Genomic DNA, 20,375 nt, shown 5'->3' with positions numbered 1-20,375 from the left:
CCTTAAATGCATTTTATAGAATTCTTTTGTTCTTTAATGAGGTTGTATTCTTTATGATTTTTTCTCATTGTAGTTACATTATTAGGTGTAAACACATCTGGATCCTCTAGGTGGAGATTGACTCGTGTGAAGTTCTTTAGTTGTTTTATGTATTGATATTGTCTTAATGATGTAATCTTCAACTCTTCTTTTTGAGTGGCACTGGTAGTTTCCATTGTTTCATCTCCCAACAACGTTCATCTTGTAACTTCATTATATATGTTACCATAATAATATGCAATGATTTATTTTATTTTTATTCAAGACAAATAACACATCCCCTATGTATGTGTTAAAATGTCTGCTGATTTGTCTTTAATCTTCATTAGGATACCTTTGCTTTATATTTTGATCTTACCATTTCTGCTTCATTTTCAAGATGATTATCTTCCTGGGAAATTTCTAAATTAATATCTCCCATTTCCATGTATCCCTTAGCCATATCCTCATAAGAAAGTACTTGTCCGAAATGCTTTTTCATTTTAATTCCCCCATGTTCTTGTTTTTTATATTATGAATTTCTGGAACATTCTCTTAAAATTAGAAAAGACGCCTGATCCAGTGGATCAAACGTCTAGCCAAGTTATGTATCATCTTTGAAGTTAAGCCCCGCGGCTTGGTGATGCAACTTTTACAGGCTGGTCTACATGGTCTACCGATGCTGTCTCAATTGATTGTTGTCCGGCAACAAATCCAACAGCCATTGCTAACAAGATTACTATTCCAAGAATAATATTTTTCATTTAATTCACCCCCCTTCAATTTTAGACCATGATTAATTCAAGTAATTTTTCGTCACAGCCCATTTTCCTTAGCTCCGCTAATGGAAGATTGATAAATAATTTATCACCAGATTTTTTCAACTTTGCAGTGCTTTCATAAAAATAATTCTTATTTTGGTATAGAATCCCCTTAATGTAATCTAGAATCCCAGAATCATATTCGTATAATTTCATATTTTCAAGCTCATTTATTACTTTCTCTGCTTTATTAAATTCCTTATTATTAGTATAGTAATATGCTACCTCAATCTTATCAGGGATATTATCAGTGTCGAAGTCAAGCCATTTATTATCCTTGTTCCATACGTTACTTAAAAAGCAAAGAGCTAATCGCAGCTTATATTTATGATGTTCATTATCACGCGCAAATTCCAATCCTTTAAGATACTGCTCTTTGGCTTTAGAGTAGCTTTCAAAAATTAATGTGTTCCCATATGTTAAATGCCCAAATACTTTTAGGCGATTTATATTTGAATTTTGAATAACTTGTTCTGAATAATACCTAGATTTTTCAATTTCATTATCATTCAAATAAATATTTGCATTTAATAATGAAATTCTATTCATATAGCAATCTTTCACAAAGCCTTCGGGTAAGTCGTTGAAATTGAGAAGTGACAATGTGCTTTTCATCAATCCAAACTCGCCTACCTTCAAATACTCATACATCAGCATAGCATTTGAGAAAAACAACATTTCATCTGTTTTGCACTTTCCGGTTGCTCTTATTGCATCAGTTAAACTTATCTTACTTTCGCTCAATCTTCTATGTATACTGTATGTATTGCCCCATTCTTGACTTGCTAGGTTTTTTGAACTAGATAGCCTCGACACTATCTTGTCTGTTAACGTATCCCATTGATTAATATCTGAGTATTCAACAGATTGTCTGGCACATTTTTTGTTGGGATCCAGTGATAAGAAGTAATCACTTAGAAGCTGCTCCTCATTATCAGGAAACAAGCTTTTAACAATATTAATTAAACCGCCTAAGTTGTCCATTTCTTTCTCTGGGGTGTTGATGAATTTGTAAAAGCCGTTAACCTTTTCGTACCCTGCTATTTTTGAGAGTTTCGCTGCGAGCTGGTTGTCTTTTTCACATTCATTCTTAATCATCTGCTTTAGATTCATTGGTTACTCCACCCCTTCCCAACTAATGTTCCCTTGTTTATAATATACATTAGAGTTGTCAGAATTACAAGTATTTATTTTATTTTTATTCTAATTCTTTTTTGAAGGATCCGTATCTGTTTAAAATTCGTATTTTATTTAAAAGGGGAGCATCTCCCCCGGCTTTTATTTATCCAGAATTTTTTTCGCGTGTGAAAAATTTTGGTTTAAATTCCTGTTTTCTTTCATACTATTTAAAATAATTTCTTCATCCAGCCCTATTTTTTTTAGGATCAAAAATGTTAATAGACCATTCATTCTTAAGGAAGCGTAATATTTCTCAACTGCTTGATGGAAAACCTTAGTTTTGTTTGTTAAGTCATAGTGAGTAAGATAGTTTCTAGTCTCAACAAGACCAAAAATAAAACTGTCTCTATTTTTACTATTACCCGAAAGGAAGTTTTTTGTATCTGTTGATTGTTGATTAAATAACTCCTTTAGTCGCTTCATTAGATTAACTTCATTTATATGCTTTAACTTATTTAAGAAAAACGACTTATTGTCGTCTGAAACATTAGAATCAATAAACTCTCTTACTTTCTCAGTTTCAAATATTAGTTCTTGGTTAAATTCTGAACTGGAGCAATATCTTCTGTGAAATATCTCTAAACACTGAATATTTTTAATGAATTTGGTTTCCACAAACTCTTTCTGATCTTTACTATTCATAAATAAACTAACTATTGTGCTCAGCTTTTCTCTTTCTTGAAACCAGTTATTTAACAATGTTTCATAATTTGTTCTAACCTTATTGTAATCAAACAAGAAATTTGCATTCTTCTGTCTAAGGACTTCTCTGTGATGTTGAAAGTATTTATATTTCAATTGTCTTTTGTTTTCTTTCACGTTTAATGTAATATTTATATCGTAGTTAATGTTGTTCATAAGAAGGTTTACGAGTCTAACCTGATGATTCACATTCTCATGAAACCAATTCAAATCTTTCCTTTCTGATGGGATTATTTTGAATCCACTAACATGCTCCATAGATATACACTGTCCAGATTTCTGATTCTTAATCTTTACCTCACTAGTTTCTTGTACTATAAAATCTTTGACCGTAACCCTGTTTATATTTATTCTGTCATAATGTATTTCATGTTTTTTACCCTTAGAGTCAAACACTTGTGTGAAGGCATTCAAACCCATCCATTCTGTTAAATTACCAGTTGAAAACTCGGCGGAGTCAAATTTTTCTGGGAATACCTTAGTGTAATCTCCTACTAAAAAACTCCTAATTTCATAAACTGAAGTGGGTATTCCAGGTGATCTGAAGTTTGAATTTCCTGCTGCAAGAACATCTAGCTTATACAATTCGCCATCTACTGATATTCCATTGATAACTTTTGGGGTGTCACCAATATCAATAAAGTCATTAACTAATGCACCCATTATCTCTAATGTAATTTCTTCTGGTTTATATATTAATGTACCTGGAACTTGGTTTTCTTTATCTTTATCAATCCACCAATACCCTTGTACAGTAAAAACATCAAAAATATCCTTATTTACTATGTTTTTCATAAAAACTCCTTTTTGTCATCAATGGTTTTATTAAAACTAATCAAAGGGGTGCTTTTTTCTTTAAATCACTCACTTAAGTCGTAAACAAAACTCCAATTGTTTCTCTCTTTCAATTAATTGATTATTTCATGACCTCACTCTTTTATTTAAAGCCGTTTCCATTCAACATACTCAAATCGCTGCTGATAAAGGTCTTCTAGGATCGCGGCCCATTCAACCCAACCGTCAGCAACAATGCTTTTCTTCTCTCCATCCTCAATCCATTCAATCCAGTACACCTGTACACTCCTCACCTAGTAATAACTTCAATTTGTCTTATGGCAGAAGTGACTTTAAACTCTGTATGTAGCTCGTTTGAGATCACTAAAGCTTCTGACATTGTAGTGAACTTAGAAGCGCCATGAAGCCCCATAGATGCTATATAACCACTGCCATCTAATTTAAATGACTTGAAGTAATCATCATTTTCAAATTGAATAACAAAAAAGTTATCGATAACCGGCATATCTAATCCCTCTTCAGCAGACCAACAATTTTTATTCCAACAGGCAGCAATCCACTTAAAACGTAAAACACCATGATGTTTATTTTACTCTTAAAAAACAACTCTGCCATGTTTTGTTGCATTCCTGGTGAACATGAATCAATCAGTTCCTGTTTAAATTCCTCATCGTAAACTTGGTCAACGAATAAGGCTTTAAATCCCGTCAGGAAGCCGACACCAAGCCAGAGTATTAAGAAATATGAAAATCCAATCAAAATAAAACCCTCCTCATATACATCGTCTGGTATTATAGTAGTGTTAAATACTTTGTGTAGGTGAAATTTAATGGAAGAGAAAGATTTTGAGACTAACGGGTACGATGTAACAATTGTATATGATTATAAGGAGTATCCCGATGTTAAATATGGTCGCTGTGACAACTGTGATTACGCTTTATTCAAGAGTTCAGTGAAAAGTGGTGTATTTTTGCGCGAGTGTCGTAGGTGTGGTATGAAGAAGAGCATTTAGTTTGATGCTCTTTTTTATTTCACTGGAATCATGTAGCTTACATATACTTCAATTCCGTCTTCAGTTTTATATTCCGCAATTTTGTCTGGATCCGATTCAATCTTTTCAATAAGCCGCTTTGCACTTTTATTGCCCTTTTCACTATTTGCAGCAACAATCCAAGACCAATAATTCCATTCAGTTATGCAGGGCTTAATCTTTTCTGGTATTTCATGACCTATTGTGTAAACCTTTATCATGTATACTCCCCTCCAAAATACTTCTTTGTTCTTAATACATACGCCTCTCCAAAAAAAGTCTGTAACGTGTTAAGGTTAATCAAATTGCTTAAGGATGTGTTTTCATGTTAAAGGCTTCAAAAATTTTCATTTCTTTTATGGCATTACTACTAGCCGTGTATTCCCTGTTTAATCAAAGTGGAATCCTGTTGATTTCTCTTCAGGTATTAGTTGCAGTTCTTTTTATCATAGTCGGGTTGGAATTGCTTTCAAAGAAACAAAAGAGCTATGGATATATCTTCTTTGGAACATCTGCCCTTATACTTGCCGTGAACATTATTAAATTCATGATTTAAACCTCAGATGATAGTGCCTTTATGTATCTCAATCTCTTGTTGAATACATAGTCTTCAAGCCTATTTCAACTTATAAGTTATTCTTATCTCATTATTTAATCCAATTCGCCGGTGGAACGCTCAATACTCGATATTGTTCATCTAAATAAGCATGTTTCCTCTCCCAATCACTTTTCTTCCATGCTTCTTGATTTGTGTATGATGGATATATAGGTTTTGGATATTCACCGTTCACCCATCCCTCTTCAATATGATTTAGCTTGGCTTCGTTGACTTTATCATCGTATTTGTACCATACAGTTATCATTTTAGCTGCCATAAGTCATCCTCTCCTTTTAAAATCGCAGTTTTATCATTTTACTATTCTTAAAAACAATGATCCCGACCAGGAAAATTTCAACATGCTCAAATCATGCTCTATATTAATGATGTAAGATCGCAACCTCATTCTAATATCATCTGTTTTCATTTCTGACGAATTGTATTTTCTTGTTAACTCAACTATATTCTTTAACAATTCTCTGTGCTCTTTTTTATAATCAACCCCTTTATTTTGAGCAATTTTTTCAAGGAATTGCAAATATTCAGAAGGAATTGTCTGATTATAAGTAATGTAGTTTTCAATTTTATATAGGGATGTTTTTATTGAAACTAAGGCATCTTCAATTAATGAATCGTAAATTTTTAAAGAAAAAAACAAAATCAATTGATAAGCAGTGTAAGAAAAAATCATATCTCTCGTAGAAGAAAAGACAGTTCCATCGGCTACATATCCTAAAATTTTCATTACAATTAAAGAACCCAAGTATGCTTCAAATAAATATATTAAAATATTAACAATTAGACGTAATACAAAGAAAGGATATTTGTTCTTGATGTAAAGGCAAAATAACAAAAGTGCCAATATTATAAATATCTTGTTACTAATGATTCCTATTAATAATTGCAATCAATCACTTCCATTTTTATATTTGGATGAAAGACTGGTTTCATTACAACTTAATCAATCCTTGAGAACAGCTCGTTCAGTACTCTGTCAGGATCAATACCATTACTATCTAGATTTTCACTTAGCTGCCCCAATAATAGGGCAATCTCATCTCGATTAAACTTAAATTCTTCCTTGTCTAAGTCTAGTAACAGTTCTAATGACTTCACAACTTTAACAATTTGGACTGGTGAAAGATTTAGTTCGACTTCCTGTTTCCTGTCGATTGTAACTGGAACAGATAATAAAGAAGAAGGGACTTTTAAGCTTCTGCTTCCGAAAAGAATTCTAACCATTTGGCCGGTCAATTCGTAATACTGGCCTTCTAGTTTTCCTTGAGAACCTTTTTTTCTTATCAAGGCAGCTTTATCTGATGACCCATTATAATAATTATCATGCAGCAAAACTTCAGTACCGGCAGTCAAGCTTTGTTTTTCTTCTTCAGAAAGTTCGCTTATTTTAACCCATTCTTTATCACTAGCCAATTAAAACCCACCTTAATTATATTTTTCAATGATTCTTGAAGCAGCGTCATTAAAAGCTGTTTCTGGGCACTTAGAATTAAAAATATTTAATAGCTTTTCTTCAGTGAATTCCCTTTTCATATCCGCAATCATTTGGTTTTCACAGTCATAAGAATTAAAACTTAAATGGGCTAAATCACTGAGCGAAGATGATTCTCCTTCTGGGAGTTGAATTTCATTTTGGCGGGGATTATACATATAAAAACCACCAATATATTTAAAGCTTTTAGATATCTCCATTTTATGAATTGTCGAGTCGTCTAAATTTAACTCTGATATGAACTTATACATTATGTACTCTCCTTCATTTATTAAGATGAAAGAATGATTTTAACTTAATTGCTTTACTCGTTTAAGTATCCTTTTTCCGTTTCAGATATTATTCCGCCCCACTCAGATGACCAAAGTGTAAATGTTTTGCTGTTTGTTAGTTTAACGAAAATCGGGTAGGAATCAACGGGCTCTATTCTTGCCTTTTGTCCCAACATCTCTGAGTAGACTTCTTCAAAATCTTGCTTACTTGACCAGGAAGGCTTTTTTATGTATGCATATTCCACCACATCACCTAAAATATCCTTCATTTCTCTAGTTAGAATAATTGTGTCATTGATTAGTTGCATATTGCACCTCTATCTAGGTTAAAGATTTTTTATTCATTAACACCATTTTCATATTCAAGGTTGTATGTTGCTATTTCGTGTACTCCTATATCCCCTGCAAAGTTTCCATCCTCATATTCCTGTTGCAAATAAACCGCTTTATCTTTTTCGAAGATTTCTCTTGCTTCAACTAATTCAGTTACAGCTTGTGACCCCATTCGATCTGTTACAGTAAAAACTAAGCACCGTTTTAACTCGGTACCGTCTTTAAGGACTACGTCTGCTATGACGTACCCATTTGGCTTTAATTCGCCAATTTCATTGCGTCTTTTATCAATTGCCTCTTGAAGAACCACAGAAACAGTATTGTTATCGGACTTACTTAAAGCCATTTCTAATTCTTCAATTTCTTCAAGTAACACTTGAATTTCCTCTCTCATTTTATCTCTCCCTTTGTTGTAAAGTGCAATTTTATGCTGTTCCTCAAAGTGTCTCGCAATTATTCCACTTTCAACAAGATTGCTTTTTGATTTCTAAACTCTGTCAATTCAATATTTTTTTGAAGACCCTGATCCAATAAGAAGTGATACATTTTTTCTGTTTGATTATCCTTTTTTTCGTTGGGCATTCCCCGGAAAGCCATATTACCGCATGTATAATAGAGGCAGTAACCGTCGTCAAACATCTTCTCAAAAGTGAAACCCGCTGAAATATTGCTTAGTCCTTTTACTCTGCTTTTAGAGCTCTCAGATTTTTTAAAGTTGCCTTTTAATAAAATTCGCTGAACTTTTGCTTTTAAAGAAGTTGGCAACATTTCTTTTCCTCTTTTCCCTATGAAAGTACGATTTTATAAAAAAAGCCTGCAATTATCCTTCATGTATACATTGCAGGCTACAATTCCCACTTAGTTCTGCCCTAGTTTTGCTTTACTCTTTCAACGAATCTTGATGCTAACTCCCTGTATATTACTTCACTAATCATATGTAGTTGAGTGATATTCGTATTAAAAGTATCATGTAAATTTCTAACCTTTCCCTGCTCTAGGACACCTGATTCCCGCCACTGTTTTAATTCATTAAAGCAATCTGCTAGAAAGGTATCCGTTTGCTCTTTTAAATGTTGTTCTAAATTATTCAATCTCTCCACTCTCTTTTCCATTGTTTTTTAATGTTTCCTTAACTTGTAACTTTAATATACCATGATCACTTAAAGTGATCAATATCTTTTTAATCTTTTTTGTAAATCAACAGCTCATGCAACTCAATGTCTAAATATGTACAGACTTTATCCAACAGATCCCTTGGGTACCGCTCCATTTCGTCATGATACAGCTTTCTAACTGTGTTAAAACCATGGTCAATATCATTGGACAGCTTTCGAATACTGATATTCCTTTCGTCTAATATTGGCTTTAAATTTGATTTAATCAATATTACTACCTCGCATTCATTATGTATGATCACTTTAAATTATCATTATATCCATAAAAAAGGTCAAGGATATACCTTGACTATGTATTAAGCTTACCAATCAAATGAATCTTCATGTTCAAATCCATAAATACCTTTAATCCACACATCTCCGCATCCTGGATTCTTTGTAATCTCTAACACATGATTACGATTTGCATCTCCCTCTACTCGATCTGCAGCAGTATAGTCGGCATAGTTCCCTACAAACTGCTTTTCACTACGTGGGAATACCCAGCCAGCAAGAGTTATCCTACTGATTTTCATATTTAGAGTACACCCCTCAGCATTGCTAATTGTGAATTTGTAGAAGAGCCAAGTGCGATAATAGTTCCGATCAAAATAATCTGCCATTGAAAAACTCTCTGAATCCTCACTCATGTGAAAATTCACGTTTTTGTAGTCTAATGTAAGCTTCGCCTCAGCACTTGGTGTGTTAAAACTCAATATAAAACCAATGCAAATCACAACCAAAAAGATTAGCTTTTTCATTTCCTCTCCCCCTTTTCCAAAATTATACTATATTTGAAATAAAGGTGAAAGAACAGGCAGAAGCTTCTCGATTTTCCTATATTCTCTATGATATAGCTAGATATACACGTATCTATGAATATCTACATGTATTTATAAGTATTTATACCTCCCTATATCACACAAATACACCTTATTGAGAACAAAAATATTTATTTTAGTTCATTTTTAAGAACAATTCTTCCATTTTTATGATATAATCATCACTGCTTATAGGCAACCTTACTGCTTATTCGCCATATGGTATAGGAAAGAGGTTCTTTTAATGAACGTAAAACATTCTAACTGTTTCTTTGTTATCAGGCTGTTTGCTGCTCTTTGTGTGTTGATTGGTCATGCTACAAGAGATCTAAATATTTCTGTCTTTGGTTATACCCCAGAGAGCAAAGCAATATTTCACACCGGCATATCAATCTTCTTTTTTCTAAGTGCATTTTTTCTTTTCACTTCCTATGAAAGATCTAAGCTTAAAGGGAATAATGTAACTGATTTTTATTGGAGCAGAATCATCAGAATCGCACCCGCTATATACACCTATGCTATCGTCTCCACCATCCTGTTAATTGTTCTGGGAGCTCTTTCATTAACAGTATTCACTACTAAAGAGTACTGGATATGGCTTCTGAGCAATCTTGTGCTATACCCTCAATACTTCCCTGACATATTCCATCACATTGGCACAGGTCGCCTTAACGATTCACTTTGGACAATTCCTGTTCAGATTAGCTTTTACCTGGTGTTACCCGCAATTTATTGGTTTTATAAACGTTTCGGATTCCAAAAAATGATTCTTTTCTCTTTTGCTGTTTCCGCTTTCAGTGTGTTGGTTTCTTTTATAACATTGAAGCACTCGCCTGACAGTTTGATCGGTAACCTGTACTTACATTCTTTCCTGCCACAGATGTTTTATTTCACTTTGGGCATCTTCTGGGCAAAGGCATGGAGAAAGTCACCGCCGCAGCATATTGTTTTATTTTTATCTTCGGTAATTTTATTTTTACTCATTAAGGCAGACCCCATGCATCTTAGTTCAATAAACAGCACATTATGGAGCTTTTTATGGTTCGTACCTCTGAGCTATGCACTCGTCTGGTTTGGTTACAATGGGCCGAAGATATTGTGGCAGCTGAACCGGTTAGACGATATCAGTATGGGAATTTTTATATGGCACATGGTGATCATCAACATCTTCTTATACACTGGAATTAATAAAACATTGTCTGATTACCCGCTGATCATAGCCCTAATTGCTGTTACTGCTGCATCCGCATTTCTTTCGTACAGAATAGTGGAAAAACCCGCTCTTAAATTACGTAATATCAAGAAAAACAAACCGGTTAAAACAAGGATTGCGAGCTAACTGCAAGGGCTGTTCTTATGTAGGCAGCCCGAATCCTGTTTAGCATGAAATGGTGTTTTTATTTAAAATAGGCTTTGGAATACTAACGTTTCATCCAATAACTTTGATATTTTCGCTTTCACATGATGGACAGTCTTCATCAAAGTCATCGCCATTCCATTTATACCCGCATTCTTCACACTTGATTAGCAGCTCATCCATTTTATCTCCCCTTTTCATTCTGTTTCGTAAACAATAGATGACTTTTCATTTTCTTTTACCGTCTGTGCCACAACAAAGCCTGTATTATTAAAAATTTCTCTATAATCTTTAGGATTATGAATGACATAATGCTTAAACCCAAGTTTGTTTGCTCTCTCATTTGCAAGATTGATTGCAAAATCTTTGCTATATCCCATTACAACCCTTTTTTCATTTCTTGTAATTGATTGTATACTTGCTCTAATTCATCATCGTATAGCTGAAACTCTTTAACATCTTCTTCTGACTGTTTCACCTTAAAATCAATAGTAATCTCTCCATTGGGATCAGGGTTGTTTATCTTATAAGAAACTTCCGCTCCATCATCGTAGTCAAATTTAATCCATCTCTTCATGTTAATCACCTTTCTTTAAATACATGTTTTATTTCTTTATTTAATCTTAGCTTCTATTTGTACAAACTCTCCCAGTGGCTCAGCACATGCTACTTCGTACATGCAGTCGTCATATGTATTGAGTAGAACTTGTGTTTCCTCTGTTATTTCCCCTTTGTCTATCAACTCTTGCAATGAATCAATCAATTGTTTAACCTTCATGGCTATTGTATTTCCCCTCTCTTTAGCTACTCAGTTGGCCTAATTAATCGTTCAATCCCTTTTACATAATCAAAAAAGTCGTCTTGATCGTCAAGAATGTCGAACATGTCATGTTCGCCTGTAAAAAGCCATTGTGGATTCTCACCATTTGTTTGAATCTCCATAATAAAGGTGGTATCGCCTTCTACAATATCTTCATCTTCTTCGATCTCATAATGATACTCAATCAATTTTTTTAAAGCTTGACTATCTTTTATTTCTTTTGAATAAAATGTTAACCCCTGATCTTCGTACTCTTTTAATTTAAAGCCATTATCCAGTAAAAATTGAAGGACGTTTTCATTTAAAGTTGTCATAATTATTCCATCTCCCATTCAAGAATTTAAAAATACTAACAACCTCCTGCATAAGCAGGAACGCTCAGGGCTTAATGCGGTTTATTCTCCCCCTGAGGAGCTAGATAACACGGGCAAGTCTTTCACGGTATAATTCGGCTGTAACTCGACTATCTTCTATATCAAACAAAATCGTTCTCTTATCTTTTCCCATTGCTTCTGCTAGAGTCTCTATTTCATTTTGAGAAAAACTATTTAAAGTGTCCTGTCTATTCTTTGTTATATACTCTGAAACTTCTATTAGGGTCCCTTCGAACATCACTTCGCCGAATTTAGATACTGTACAAATATTTTGGTTTCTTTTAAAGATTGTGTATCCGTTAATCTCTTCTTTTTGATTGTTGCTGATTTCTTTAATTTGATGAACTAATGTTTTCATTTCTCGTTCCCTCATTTCAATTTTTTCTATACTTTTATTATATATTGACTACTTTAAATAGTCAAATGTTTTTTGGCAGGTATTTGCTTATTTGGAATGTCATGAAACCGCTGTTTGTTTTATTCAATCTTTTTTTATATCCATCGGTGCACCTGGATACACCCCACACCAATAGCAAATTTCCTTAACTTTTCTAGATTCTTCTTCATTGACTCCGATTACATATAAAAAGTTTTGCTTTATTTCCAACATCGAATAGTGAGTAGCACTATTATCAAAATCACGGTGTCCAGCAGTCTTGTTAATTGGCTTTACTTTGTCATCAACTTTTAAATTCATTGAGCTCTCTCACCTCTTCGCTTTAGTATTGGCTAACAAGCCCCTGTGAAATATTGTTTTATTCCGATTTCAATGCATTCACAAGCTTTTCTTTACAATCATCACATACATTTACAATACTTCTTGCATACGGCACGTATACGCTGTATACGCCCTTTATTCTTCTGTGTCCACATCCATCGCAATAATCGTTTTCTTCTGATTTATAGACATTGATTTTCTCTCTATCCAAACTACACACGCCCGTCCTATCTGATTTTATGATATTTAAAGATGTTGTCGATACTATGTAAGACCGAACAATCTAAGTCTTTCATATCCTTAGCCTGACCAGTTCTTGAAATTGTTCCAATCTCAATATTTCTCGTTATCTTTTGTCACTGCGTACCCTCCGTTATTTGGCATGTATCTCATACTGATTAATGCATCGAAAGTTGTATTGATAACTGCCGTCACACTGTTTGTATTGTATGACCTATACGGCATGTTCCCATGTTCATTTATCGAAAATTCGTACATTTTAATGTCCTTATCGAATGCTAGTTTGAAATTTTTGAATCTGTCGTCGACCTCTAACGCTTCGAGTATATCTCCAACTAGATTCTTATCACTCTGTATATGGTCTATACGGCATCTATAATTTCCGTCAAAATCAAATAGACTTACAGTCGATCTATTTCCTTTTCCTGTGTACGGATGCAATTTCAATAAATCAGTTATGATCACTTTAACTTTTCCGTCTTTTCTATCCCATAAATCGATTGTTCCTTCTTTCATCACAGCACCCTCCTATATGTTTAAAATTGTTGTTTTAATCATATTGAACATTTTGATTATCATCTAACCAAAATCTTTCATTTCCCGTATTATATTGTTTGCACAAATTGTTATATTCTCTTTTACTTACATAGATTCGGACATCCATACGAAGTTCATTCCAAGGATTTTTAATAGCCCAATCCATCGGGTCAACACTATTCAAAATTGGGTTCCCAAAATAGCTTTTGCCCTTCTTAAAACCTTGTAGTAGTTCGTGCAACTCATGAACTTCACATCCGCAAAGATCAGCTATATGTCCTGCTGTTCTTGGATGAAAATGTCCAACTATGGAAGCCGTTTTATTACTAACAACACATTTAAAATCATCTCTATAAAGGTCTGTTCCATAACCATAAATATTGCAGTATTGCCCGTTATAACTATTCTCTGAAAGTAAAGAAACATTGAGAATATTTCCGTTAGATTCAGGTTTCTCCCAATCTCCGTTTAGTGTTCTCGCTTCTTCTTTGTCTTTATTAACAATGAATTTTCTATAGATCATAGATTTAAGAAGATTAGGTAAATTCCCTTTAATAGCCTGAGCAAACCATTGCTTAACTTCAGCTTTTCTTTCGTAATACTCTTGAGTCAGCTTCTCACTTATTACCTGCGCTTGATTATAACGAGCTAAATAAAGACGCTCCTTTTCTAATTCTTGCTTACTGCCAAAAGTAGATGCATTCATTTTTTTAAGCGAAAGAGATAGTCCCTCAGTTCGATTATCTTCATTTGATAAAAGCGGCACAGAGTCTTTATTATCAACAACATCAAAAGTGTGTTCAGGCACATCGTATCGCTCAATCATCCAATCATTGCTACCAGTTGGTTCAAATTCGAAAACATTTTTTAAATTTTCGGTCTGCATAGTTTGTCCAGTTATTTTAGGTAAGTTCAGATGGGTATATGAAGAAACTGCAATTTCATTTTTCTGCGCTTCTTCTAAGAGAAAATCTGTTTCCTTTATCATAAGTGGCGTATAGGAAAGCTCTGATGATTTATAGTCTTCTTCAAAAAACTTTTTCTTTATTAAATCAAACATCATGATAAGCCATACAATTTCATCATCATCTAAGTCTTTAATAGGTTTTATTGAAGTTCCTTCATATTGTGTAACAAGTCTGTTTTCGGACGAAATATATGCTCGATGGTTGTCTCCAAACTCAATATCAAGTATCGAATATGGAAAGTGGTATTCCACAATTCTTTCATAGAAAGCCCTTCCTTTTGATCTTGTTCTCGATAGCTGTGAGCGAAGTGGATGACGTTGTTTTTCACGATCTGTAAGTATTGAAAGTGTACCTCCATTTCTTACAGCGAATACAAAATAAGAATCGCCTAAGTCTTGCATGTTCTGTATCATTGCAACTACGATTCCCGAATCAACTGTCATCATCCACTTCAATAAGGTGTTAATATCCTTAAAAACAAAAATATCCTTATATATCCGTGGTTTTTTTGAAGTTGCTGTCCCCTGTGTGAATTGCACAATTTCTAGCTCATTTATTGCGTTATATGCGCTATAGCGTAACTCTGCTAGACTATCTTCGTCACCTATCATTGATTTATATACCCTCTGATCAATTCCATAGTGTGAAAGACTTTCTAATAGGCGCCGTTTGAACTCCTCTTTGATAGTTGTTACTTCATCAGAGTTAAGCAGGCTTTTGAATTCTTCCAGTTTGGATAATAAAGTATTAAAGATAGAATAATTCTCCAATATCTCATTCAAGGATAATTTTCTCTCTTTGGTGAAATCCTTTAAATAAGTGTTCATCAACATCAGAGTAGTTACATAGCTTAGGTCATATTTTAAGGATCTCTCCAAGACTTTATTAGCACTTTGGATATTCATGTCTCTTAAAGTAACTTCAGTTTTATTAGGGCTTATTCCTGTTATATCAATCCATAGCTGAAACGCTTTTTCAATATTCATTAAATCTCTCCCTTCTGTTTAGAATATGCATTTTATTTTGTTTATATTTTATTTTCACTCTAAAAATTACGCAGTCAAGCCTTTATGATGTGAGCATGAGAAGCTTCGATGTATCCAGGATATAATAAGAAGCGTTGTTTACCGTAGCACTGTAAGATTGCTCACCCTCAAAATCATTGATTACGTCTTTTTCTTCTGCCGTCATATCCTGATATTTTACCTTGCCATATGAAGGAGGAAGCCAATTTTTCTTTTGGCTGCCAAAGATATTAAATTTCTTTAGAATTTCCATATCTTTAAACTCGATGTGACATGTTCCTTTTTTATAGAAAGTTACATAAAAGTACTTTAATTCTATTTTTTTCGTTTCGCCGTAATGCTCAGCTAGCTTTAAAGTTTCATCTATGTTTATGTCTTCTGTTAACCCATTGTCAAGGTAATTGAAAACTTTTTCGATATCTTTCAACTTTTCTAAGACCTTGTAGTCTGTTGGGTTATACCGACCATCTAACCAGCTATACACATTCAATGGGATAATTATTTTTTTGTTAATTTTGTATGATTTATTTGTTTTCCATCCATTATATAAGTGCACATTTTTTGATGATTCATCATAGTAATGCTTGTGGCTAAATTCTTCAAAAAGATTAAGTATTGTATCTTCTACGCCCTGTGTCATCTCTTTGCTCATCTGAATTCTCAATGTATAGATATTGAACAAAGAAAAGTCATAATCTTTTAATTCCTCAACGTGCTGCAAGTACTTTTGTTTCAGGTTGCTTGTAAAGAGACCCATAAACTGATCATTGTTAAATAACGTATTCCAATACTTCGCCCTAATTTGTTTTATATATGTATTCTCTATGTCAATTTCTTCGGTATTCTTATCAATTTGCAGCTTCAATATCGGAGCACTGTCATCATTGAAACTATGCAGCATTAATGGTTTTAAACTGTTGTATTCATTGATTAACTTTAAACCCGCTTTAATTTCATAATTGAATTGTTCTACAATCCCTTTTATAAAGTCTGCATTCACCAACTGTGTTGCTTTATAATCGGCACTAATTTTATGGGACTCATCTTTTTTCAATTCTTCTATTAGAACACTGTCATATTCTTGTTTTTCAATGCTTATATAAATTAGAGCTGTTTCAACTTCTGTGCTTCGCTCCGAACCCTGGAAACCGTTTTGAATGTATTCGACTTCTGCATTTATTTCCTCTAGCTTACGTATAAGAAATTTCCTGTCATTTGAATACGGATTTTTTAATGTTTCGGCATTTAGTAAGCAAACAATTTGGCCGGATCTTTGTTGCTTTTCAATTAATTCAATCGCCTTTAATAAATGTTTAACACCGCTACTAAAAGGTGGATTCATAAAAATCAAATCATACTTCTTGTAAGTGCTAAGCGTCAGAAAATCATCTGCAATCACTCTGTAATCTTTGCCTTTAAGTATGTGTCGTAAGTTTTCATCTTGTTCAATTGTATCAATGTCATATTTCGAATTCCTTCTATAGTTGCTGGTGTTTTTAAATTGATTGTGAATAGCTTCTACTAAATTCCCTTTGCCTGCTGAGGGCTCCAGAACGGAGTTAATGTACTTCCATTCTACTTTAGATGTCATTTTTCGGATTAACTGTGGTGGTGTCGGATAAAAATCCGGATTATCTTTAAACATTTTGAGCTCCCCTTTTTAGGGAATGAGATGTTTTCCCATCCCCTCATTAGTTTATAGATTAGGCTTATATGTGTTAATTATTGGTTTGAAGCTTTTTTTATTTAAATAACCTAAAACCTCATCGAATTGTCTTTTGTCGCAAGAGTGGTACTTACTGTGAATTATTTTCATTCCATCTGGTTTAACCTCTACATTATTCAATACTGTTTCGGGCAGCGAGTGCCACCCTTTGAACATCAATAATTCTGAATAGAAGTGACAACAATATAATTTTCTTTTATTTTCAGGCCGGTATGTCAACTTGACTGCATTATCATATTGGGCATATTTAGTTGGCCGGTAACTGTCATACGTTATTCTTTCAGTAATTAAAGATCCAAGATCAGATATGTAAAACAGAGTATATTTTTCACCTTTTTCAAGATCAGCATTTTTAAATTGTTCTTGAATGCTGTCAACTTCATGGTGAATTCTGTATAAAGCAATTTTTAATTTTTCTGTATCTGCTTGTTGGATAACATTTTTACTTAAATTTAAATTATTCAATTTCAATTTTTCTTTGAGTGAAGTTTTATATTTGTCCCAGTCTTCATTGTTCCAGGTTGCAAATATATTTAATTCTTCAATGACTGAGCTAGAAAGATCCTCTATTTTTCTCGCTTGATATTTTAACTCCTGCAATTCTTCTTCTTTTAACGCTTGCTTATGAGAAATTGACTTTTCAATTTTTGCATTGCCTACTAAACCAACGTATCTTGCATAAGAATAACCTTGAGCGTCTACAATAAATTGCAATTTCCCGCCGTAGTACACTCCTACGCCATATAAATTCCATCTGACTGTGTTCTTTTCTAGATCGTCCATATTGTAATAATCAATCATTGAGTTGATTCTGTTGTCTTCCGTAAAGCTGCCCCCTGTTTCCGCAAGAAAATCAAAATCATTTAAAAGCAAGTTAGAAAAGTTGTTTAAAGCTTCTTCAGTATTGAAATGTACTTCTTTTGTAATTTTCACATTTTCAAGTCTGTAGTCACCTTTAGCAACCTCGTCTTTGTATTGATCAAGTGTTTGATTTTTGTTTAAGTTGGCAAACTGTGCATCAATAACAAAATACTCTTGATCTTCATTCAGTTGTTTTACTACAATGCTGCTATAGATATTTTCGGCTTGTTTCTTTTCTTCTTGCCGTCTCTTATATTCAGCATTTTTGATTTCTTGTTCTTTTAAATATTCCTGCAGTTCTTTTTCTTTTCTCGCTTTCTCGACTTCTTTGAATTCTTCCATCTTTGAATCAAACAGAGTCATATCTTCTTTAATTTCTTCTGTTTGTTCTGTCACTGTATATTCCCAATCTAATGAAACATGACCATAAAAGTTGTAGCTACCTGCGTAATCAGTGTATGGATCTGCTGGGCTGTAGCAATGGCGATAATTGTTTAAAAGACTGTTGCAATAATCATAAATCGCAGTCAAATAAGCTGACCCTTTTTCATAAGGACTTGATTTAATTTTGATGTTAATAGTGCTATGTAAATAGCTTCCCCCAGTAGTAACAGAGAATTTGCATTGTGGGAAACGTTGTCTCAAATGCTTTCTTATTTCCTTTGCCATTTCTTTCACTTCTTGTTCCTTATTTACTTCTAACTCATTCCATTGTGTTGCATCCCACAGACTCATTTTTACACCCTTAGCTTTCTTTTTGGTTTTTGTGATTGTTTTAGATGATGAGATTTCTTGTTTAGTAACACCATTAGCGACCTGCATTGATTTTTCTGTCCGCTTGCTCCACCAACATTTTTTGAATCCAGAGTATCGAAAACCGTTTGATTTAAGATGAGTTAAAACCTCTTGTTCTGGTTTACTATCAAAATAAAGTTCAATTCCGTTTAACTCTTCGTTAATTCTTAAAACAGCTGTCATTTTCAATCTCTCCATCCTTTATAATCATTTTATTTTTACTCTAAATGTATGTAATCCTTTGACTTGATTTAATTTTAACATGATCACTTTAAATATTCAATAGTTATTTTATTTTTATTCTAAAAAGAGAAAAACATATTATCGAGGTTCAGCTTGCTGAAACGAGACGGCCGTAAAGGCACTTTCTTTACGGACGAATTTATTATTTTTTATTTAATTATTTTTATGGTTCTCCTTAAGACTTAGGCTCTAAAACCCTTGATATGACTGGCTTATTTTTTAAGTTTAAGAGGTTTGTCCTCTTTATCAGGTATCGAGCCAGTTTGTGAGCAGCTTCCTCATTCTCAAAGAAGGTATGTACAAAGTTATTTCTTCTCCATCCCTAATAGCAGACCTCCATACCCATTGCACTAACTCAGACAATGCAAATGCGTCCTGGTCTATTGTAATACTGTACTTTTCTTTAAAATAATTATACAGAACAGTATTCGTATATCTGTTTATTGTATATGCTAAGTGTTTCTTATGCTTAAACTCGTTTGTAGCACGTGCATTACATGAAACAAAGCCTTTTGTATACCCATTGCCCTTTATTCTGTTCTTATGGTCTGAATAAGTCGTCCACATAGCTTCATCACTTGACGACTTAACAATATTATTAAAGTAATTGAATACATTGTTCTTCACCTTTTTGATTGTGTAAGGTGATTTATTTTTATACCAATTAGAAGACAGTGAAAACTCCAGTTGTCCTATTGTGTTTAGATTACCTTCATATATTTTTATTTTGTTTCTTAACTCTTTCTTAAAGCTCCTTTCATAATCAGTACTGTGATCAATGAACCTATACTGCCCATCCATGTAAGCTGAAATGTACTTTTGATACTTAATGTTGTTCAGATCGTAGTAATACTTTTGTATTTGAGCATCAAACATATATGTAAGTATGTAAACCTCCTTGAATAACTGGAATACGTCGGCAGGAAAGTTCCAAATCAATATATTGTCTTTGAAATACATTAGGTTGTTATTTAACGCCATATCTCGAATATCATCGTATCGTGTTTCATAGTCTTTTTTTTCTTCATTCCATTTGACAAAACCGTCTTCAACATAAATCAAATTGGAATCAAACAGTGTTGTTAGATCATGTTTCTTCACCTGTAATTGTTCCACTACTTCCATGACTTCATCTAATATCAGTGTGTAATTGCCTGCAAGTATAAGTTCTTTTGTCTCGTCGTTTGCGTTTTTAAAAAGGTTATGAGTTGCCACAATGTTTTTATTCTGTGATAAGAGTTCGTGAAAGGATTCAAACTTATATTGTGTTTTATCACCTTTCTTCTTTACTTTAGGTTCGAAAAATTGTTTGGACTTTATGCTTTTCTTTATGCGCTCAACTTCATTTAAATAAGGTGTGATGAATATAAAGGTTTCTTCTTTACTGGCAGAATTCATTTTGTTAATCGCTGCAGATGTTTTACCGCTCCCCATAACCGAATCAACTATTTTAATTTTATTCATAAATATACAGACTT

Annotated in this window: 32 protein-coding genes; 2 read left to right on the top strand and 30 right to left on the bottom strand. The window is 33.4% G+C overall.

What is annotated here, in order from left to right; all coding sequences use genetic code 11:
* Positions 1 to 2: 2 nt before the first annotated feature.
* From BGM27_RS08985 to BGM27_RS08950, 8 genes are all read right to left on the bottom strand, one after another.
* Positions 3 to 215, bottom strand: coding sequence for a hypothetical protein (locus BGM27_RS08985; RefSeq protein WP_014472000.1), 213 nt, complete (start codon positions 213 to 215; stop codon positions 3 to 5).
* 149 nt (positions 216 to 364) lie between these two features.
* On the bottom strand, positions 365 to 520 hold the full coding sequence (locus BGM27_RS08980) for a hypothetical protein (protein WP_020954135.1): 156 nt from the start codon (positions 518 to 520) through the stop codon (positions 365 to 367).
* 121 nt (positions 521 to 641) lie between these two features.
* Complete coding sequence (locus tag BGM27_RS08975; RefSeq protein ID WP_108490789.1) at positions 642 to 782, bottom strand: lysogeny pheromone AimP family peptide; 141 nt, start codon at positions 780 to 782, stop codon at positions 642 to 644.
* Positions 783 to 803: 21 nt separating this feature from the next.
* A complete protein-coding gene (locus BGM27_RS08970) occupies positions 804 to 1,952 on the bottom strand; it encodes an AimR family lysis-lysogeny pheromone receptor (protein WP_020954136.1) in 1,149 nt (382 codons plus the stop codon).
* 165 nt (positions 1,953 to 2,117) lie between these two features.
* The gene (locus BGM27_RS08965) at positions 2,118 to 3,515 is read right to left on the bottom strand and encodes an ApeA N-terminal domain 1-containing protein (RefSeq protein WP_020954137.1); all 1,398 of its coding nucleotides are present in this window, start codon (positions 3,513 to 3,515) and stop codon (positions 2,118 to 2,120) included.
* A gap of 146 nt (positions 3,516 to 3,661) precedes the next feature.
* A complete protein-coding gene (locus tag BGM27_RS08960) occupies positions 3,662 to 3,793 on the bottom strand; it encodes a hypothetical protein (protein ID WP_014417905.1) in 132 nt (43 codons plus the stop codon).
* An 11-nt stretch (positions 3,794 to 3,804) separates the two neighbouring features.
* Positions 3,805 to 4,020 (bottom strand): hypothetical protein, encoded by a 216-nt coding sequence (locus BGM27_RS08955; protein ID WP_020954138.1) that lies wholly within the window; start codon positions 4,018 to 4,020, stop codon positions 3,805 to 3,807.
* Between the two features lie 2 nt (positions 4,021 to 4,022).
* Entirely contained in the window at positions 4,023 to 4,274 is a 252-nt protein-coding gene (locus tag BGM27_RS08950; protein ID WP_020954139.1) for a hypothetical protein, read from the bottom strand.
* 70 nt (positions 4,275 to 4,344) lie between these two features.
* Here BGM27_RS08950 and BGM27_RS08945 point away from each other — a divergent pair, with 70 nt between their 5' ends.
* Positions 4,345 to 4,527, top strand: a complete 183-nt coding sequence (locus BGM27_RS08945; protein WP_041482308.1) for a DUF8096 family protein — start codon at positions 4,345 to 4,347, stop codon at positions 4,525 to 4,527.
* Positions 4,528 to 4,541: 14 nt separating this feature from the next.
* On the opposite strand, the gene BGM27_RS08940 is transcribed toward BGM27_RS08945, so the two are convergent.
* From BGM27_RS08940 to BGM27_RS08890, 11 genes are all read right to left on the bottom strand, one after another.
* Positions 4,542 to 4,766, bottom strand: coding sequence for a hypothetical protein (locus tag BGM27_RS08940; protein ID WP_020954140.1), 225 nt, complete (start codon positions 4,764 to 4,766; stop codon positions 4,542 to 4,544).
* A gap of 426 nt (positions 4,767 to 5,192) precedes the next feature.
* Positions 5,193 to 5,420 (bottom strand): hypothetical protein, encoded by a 228-nt coding sequence (locus tag BGM27_RS08935; protein ID WP_020954141.1) that lies wholly within the window; start codon positions 5,418 to 5,420, stop codon positions 5,193 to 5,195.
* Between the two features lie 33 nt (positions 5,421 to 5,453).
* Complete coding sequence (locus BGM27_RS08930; RefSeq protein ID WP_020954142.1) at positions 5,454 to 6,050, bottom strand: hypothetical protein; 597 nt, start codon at positions 6,048 to 6,050, stop codon at positions 5,454 to 5,456.
* Between the two features lie 50 nt (positions 6,051 to 6,100).
* Complete coding sequence (locus tag BGM27_RS08925) at positions 6,101 to 6,574, bottom strand: hypothetical protein (RefSeq protein ID WP_020954143.1); 474 nt, start codon at positions 6,572 to 6,574, stop codon at positions 6,101 to 6,103.
* A 12-nt stretch (positions 6,575 to 6,586) separates the two neighbouring features.
* A complete protein-coding gene (locus BGM27_RS08920) occupies positions 6,587 to 6,904 on the bottom strand; it encodes a hypothetical protein (protein ID WP_020954144.1) in 318 nt (105 codons plus the stop codon).
* Between the two features lie 53 nt (positions 6,905 to 6,957).
* On the bottom strand, positions 6,958 to 7,233 hold the full coding sequence (locus BGM27_RS08915) for a hypothetical protein (protein WP_020954145.1): 276 nt from the start codon (positions 7,231 to 7,233) through the stop codon (positions 6,958 to 6,960).
* Between the two features lie 29 nt (positions 7,234 to 7,262).
* Complete coding sequence (locus tag BGM27_RS08910) at positions 7,263 to 7,652, bottom strand: hypothetical protein (RefSeq protein WP_020954146.1); 390 nt, start codon at positions 7,650 to 7,652, stop codon at positions 7,263 to 7,265.
* A gap of 59 nt (positions 7,653 to 7,711) precedes the next feature.
* Positions 7,712 to 8,026, bottom strand: a complete 315-nt coding sequence (locus tag BGM27_RS08905; RefSeq protein ID WP_020954147.1) for a hypothetical protein — start codon at positions 8,024 to 8,026, stop codon at positions 7,712 to 7,714.
* Between the two features lie 101 nt (positions 8,027 to 8,127).
* On the bottom strand, positions 8,128 to 8,349 hold the full coding sequence (locus BGM27_RS08900; RefSeq protein WP_041482335.1) for a hypothetical protein: 222 nt from the start codon (positions 8,347 to 8,349) through the stop codon (positions 8,128 to 8,130).
* An 89-nt stretch (positions 8,350 to 8,438) separates the two neighbouring features.
* Positions 8,439 to 8,642: a helix-turn-helix domain-containing protein gene (locus BGM27_RS08895; protein ID WP_014470137.1), complete on the bottom strand. Its 204-nt coding sequence runs from the start codon at positions 8,640 to 8,642 to the stop codon at positions 8,439 to 8,441.
* 93 nt (positions 8,643 to 8,735) lie between these two features.
* Positions 8,736 to 9,173, bottom strand: coding sequence for a hypothetical protein (locus tag BGM27_RS08890; RefSeq protein WP_020954149.1), 438 nt, complete (start codon positions 9,171 to 9,173; stop codon positions 8,736 to 8,738).
* Between the two features lie 304 nt (positions 9,174 to 9,477).
* On the opposite strand from BGM27_RS08890, the gene BGM27_RS08885 reads away from it, so the two are divergent.
* Positions 9,478 to 10,572 carry an acyltransferase family protein gene (locus BGM27_RS08885; protein ID WP_041482310.1) on the top strand — a complete coding sequence of 365 codons (1,095 nt, stop codon included), beginning with the start codon at positions 9,478 to 9,480 and terminating at the stop codon, positions 10,570 to 10,572.
* A 215-nt stretch (positions 10,573 to 10,787) separates the two neighbouring features.
* Here BGM27_RS08885 and BGM27_RS08880 read toward each other — a convergent pair whose 3' ends face one another.
* The 11 genes from BGM27_RS08880 to BGM27_RS08830 all read right to left on the bottom strand — a co-directional run bounded on the left by BGM27_RS08880 (position 10,788) and on the right by BGM27_RS08830 (position 20,361).
* Positions 10,788 to 10,970 carry a hypothetical protein gene (locus BGM27_RS08880; RefSeq protein ID WP_020954150.1) on the bottom strand — a complete coding sequence of 61 codons (183 nt, stop codon included), beginning with the start codon at positions 10,968 to 10,970 and terminating at the stop codon, positions 10,788 to 10,790.
* Positions 10,970 to 11,167 (bottom strand): hypothetical protein, encoded by a 198-nt coding sequence (locus tag BGM27_RS08875; protein WP_020954151.1) that lies wholly within the window; start codon positions 11,165 to 11,167, stop codon positions 10,970 to 10,972. The genes BGM27_RS08880 and BGM27_RS08875 overlap by 1 nt, the downstream gene beginning before the upstream one ends.
* Before the next feature lie 36 nt (positions 11,168 to 11,203).
* The gene (locus tag BGM27_RS08870) at positions 11,204 to 11,368 is read right to left on the bottom strand and encodes a hypothetical protein (RefSeq protein WP_020954152.1); all 165 of its coding nucleotides are present in this window, start codon (positions 11,366 to 11,368) and stop codon (positions 11,204 to 11,206) included.
* Between the two features lie 26 nt (positions 11,369 to 11,394).
* On the bottom strand, positions 11,395 to 11,724 hold the full coding sequence (locus BGM27_RS08865; RefSeq protein ID WP_020954153.1) for a hypothetical protein: 330 nt from the start codon (positions 11,722 to 11,724) through the stop codon (positions 11,395 to 11,397).
* 100 nt (positions 11,725 to 11,824) lie between these two features.
* On the bottom strand, positions 11,825 to 12,142 hold the full coding sequence (locus BGM27_RS08860) for a hypothetical protein (protein WP_020954154.1): 318 nt from the start codon (positions 12,140 to 12,142) through the stop codon (positions 11,825 to 11,827).
* A gap of 123 nt (positions 12,143 to 12,265) precedes the next feature.
* Positions 12,266 to 12,481: a hypothetical protein gene (locus BGM27_RS08855; protein ID WP_020954155.1), complete on the bottom strand. Its 216-nt coding sequence runs from the start codon at positions 12,479 to 12,481 to the stop codon at positions 12,266 to 12,268.
* Positions 12,482 to 12,835: 354 nt separating this feature from the next.
* Positions 12,836 to 13,258, bottom strand: coding sequence for a hypothetical protein (locus tag BGM27_RS08850; RefSeq protein WP_020954156.1), 423 nt, complete (start codon positions 13,256 to 13,258; stop codon positions 12,836 to 12,838).
* A 34-nt stretch (positions 13,259 to 13,292) separates the two neighbouring features.
* A complete protein-coding gene (locus BGM27_RS08845; RefSeq protein WP_020954157.1) occupies positions 13,293 to 15,233 on the bottom strand; it encodes a hypothetical protein in 1,941 nt (646 codons plus the stop codon).
* 82 nt (positions 15,234 to 15,315) lie between these two features.
* Positions 15,316 to 16,917, bottom strand: coding sequence for a DNA N-6-adenine-methyltransferase (locus BGM27_RS08840; RefSeq protein WP_020954158.1), 1,602 nt, complete (start codon positions 16,915 to 16,917; stop codon positions 15,316 to 15,318).
* A gap of 51 nt (positions 16,918 to 16,968) precedes the next feature.
* Positions 16,969 to 18,837, bottom strand: coding sequence for an LPD29 domain-containing protein (locus BGM27_RS08835; protein ID WP_020954159.1), 1,869 nt, complete (start codon positions 18,835 to 18,837; stop codon positions 16,969 to 16,971).
* Between the two features lie 306 nt (positions 18,838 to 19,143).
* A complete protein-coding gene (locus tag BGM27_RS08830; protein ID WP_020954160.1) occupies positions 19,144 to 20,361 on the bottom strand; it encodes a hypothetical protein in 1,218 nt (405 codons plus the stop codon).
* Positions 20,362 to 20,375: the final 14 nt, after the last annotated feature.

Origin of the sequence: Bacillus sp. FJAT-27001, from assembly GCF_019039175.1 — a bacterium.
Classification (GTDB): domain Bacteria; phylum Bacillota; class Bacilli; order Bacillales; family Bacillaceae; genus Bacillus; species Bacillus velezensis.
Note: the sequence above shows the minus strand (reverse complement) of the source record. Positions and strands in the feature narration are given on the sequence as shown.

What these genes read in the sequence shown, in the direction of transcription:
- BGM27_RS08935 (WP_020954141.1), bottom strand. Translation starts at nt 5,420, where the DNA reads ATGGCAGCTAAAATGATAACTGTATGGTACAAATACGATGATAAAGTC.
- BGM27_RS08910 (WP_020954146.1), bottom strand. Translation starts at nt 7,652, where the DNA reads ATGAGAGAGGAAATTCAAGTGTTACTTGAAGAAATTGAAGAATTAGAA.
- BGM27_RS08890 (WP_020954149.1), bottom strand. Translation starts at nt 9,173, where the DNA reads ATGAAAAAGCTAATCTTTTTGGTTGTGATTTGCATTGGTTTTATATTG.
- BGM27_RS08985 (WP_014472000.1), bottom strand. Translation starts at nt 215, where the DNA reads ATGGAAACTACCAGTGCCACTCAAAAAGAAGAGTTGAAGATTACATCA.
- BGM27_RS08845 (WP_020954157.1), bottom strand. Translation starts at nt 15,233, where the DNA reads ATGAATATTGAAAAAGCGTTTCAGCTATGGATTGATATAACAGGAATA.
- BGM27_RS08835 (WP_020954159.1), bottom strand. Translation starts at nt 18,837, where the DNA reads ATGACAGCTGTTTTAAGAATTAACGAAGAGTTAAACGGAATTGAACTT.
- BGM27_RS08945 (WP_041482308.1), top strand. Translation starts at nt 4,345, where the DNA reads ATGGAAGAGAAAGATTTTGAGACTAACGGGTACGATGTAACAATTGTA.
- BGM27_RS08915 (WP_020954145.1), bottom strand. Translation starts at nt 7,233, where the DNA reads ATGCAACTAATCAATGACACAATTATTCTAACTAGAGAAATGAAGGAT.
- BGM27_RS08850 (WP_020954156.1), bottom strand. Translation starts at nt 13,258, where the DNA reads ATGAAAGAAGGAACAATCGATTTATGGGATAGAAAAGACGGAAAAGTT.
- BGM27_RS08975 (WP_108490789.1), bottom strand. Translation starts at nt 782, where the DNA reads ATGAAAAATATTATTCTTGGAATAGTAATCTTGTTAGCAATGGCTGTT.
- BGM27_RS08970 (WP_020954136.1), bottom strand. Translation starts at nt 1,952, where the DNA reads ATGAATCTAAAGCAGATGATTAAGAATGAATGTGAAAAAGACAACCAG.
- BGM27_RS08880 (WP_020954150.1), bottom strand. Translation starts at nt 10,970, where the DNA reads ATGGGATATAGCAAAGATTTTGCAATCAATCTTGCAAATGAGAGAGCA.
- BGM27_RS08965 (WP_020954137.1), bottom strand. Translation starts at nt 3,515, where the DNA reads ATGAAAAACATAGTAAATAAGGATATTTTTGATGTTTTTACTGTACAA.
- BGM27_RS08855 (WP_020954155.1), bottom strand. Translation starts at nt 12,481, where the DNA reads ATGAATTTAAAAGTTGATGACAAAGTAAAGCCAATTAACAAGACTGCT.
- BGM27_RS08830 (WP_020954160.1), bottom strand. Translation starts at nt 20,361, where the DNA reads ATGAATAAAATTAAAATAGTTGATTCGGTTATGGGGAGCGGTAAAACA.
- BGM27_RS08905 (WP_020954147.1), bottom strand. Translation starts at nt 8,026, where the DNA reads ATGTTGCCAACTTCTTTAAAAGCAAAAGTTCAGCGAATTTTATTAAAA.
- BGM27_RS08955 (WP_020954138.1), bottom strand. Translation starts at nt 4,020, where the DNA reads ATGCCGGTTATCGATAACTTTTTTGTTATTCAATTTGAAAATGATGAT.
- BGM27_RS08870 (WP_020954152.1), bottom strand. Translation starts at nt 11,368, where the DNA reads ATGAAGGTTAAACAATTGATTGATTCATTGCAAGAGTTGATAGACAAA.
- BGM27_RS08980 (WP_020954135.1), bottom strand. Translation starts at nt 520, where the DNA reads ATGAAAAAGCATTTCGGACAAGTACTTTCTTATGAGGATATGGCTAAG.
- BGM27_RS08940 (WP_020954140.1), bottom strand. Translation starts at nt 4,766, where the DNA reads ATGATAAAGGTTTACACAATAGGTCATGAAATACCAGAAAAGATTAAG.
- BGM27_RS08865 (WP_020954153.1), bottom strand. Translation starts at nt 11,724, where the DNA reads ATGACAACTTTAAATGAAAACGTCCTTCAATTTTTACTGGATAATGGC.
- BGM27_RS08885 (WP_041482310.1), top strand. Translation starts at nt 9,478, where the DNA reads ATGAACGTAAAACATTCTAACTGTTTCTTTGTTATCAGGCTGTTTGCT.
- BGM27_RS08860 (WP_020954154.1), bottom strand. Translation starts at nt 12,142, where the DNA reads ATGAAAACATTAGTTCATCAAATTAAAGAAATCAGCAACAATCAAAAA.
- BGM27_RS08920 (WP_020954144.1), bottom strand. Translation starts at nt 6,904, where the DNA reads ATGTATAAGTTCATATCAGAGTTAAATTTAGACGACTCGACAATTCAT.
- BGM27_RS08875 (WP_020954151.1), bottom strand. Translation starts at nt 11,167, where the DNA reads ATGAAGAGATGGATTAAATTTGACTACGATGATGGAGCGGAAGTTTCT.
- BGM27_RS08840 (WP_020954158.1), bottom strand. Translation starts at nt 16,917, where the DNA reads ATGTTTAAAGATAATCCGGATTTTTATCCGACACCACCACAGTTAATC.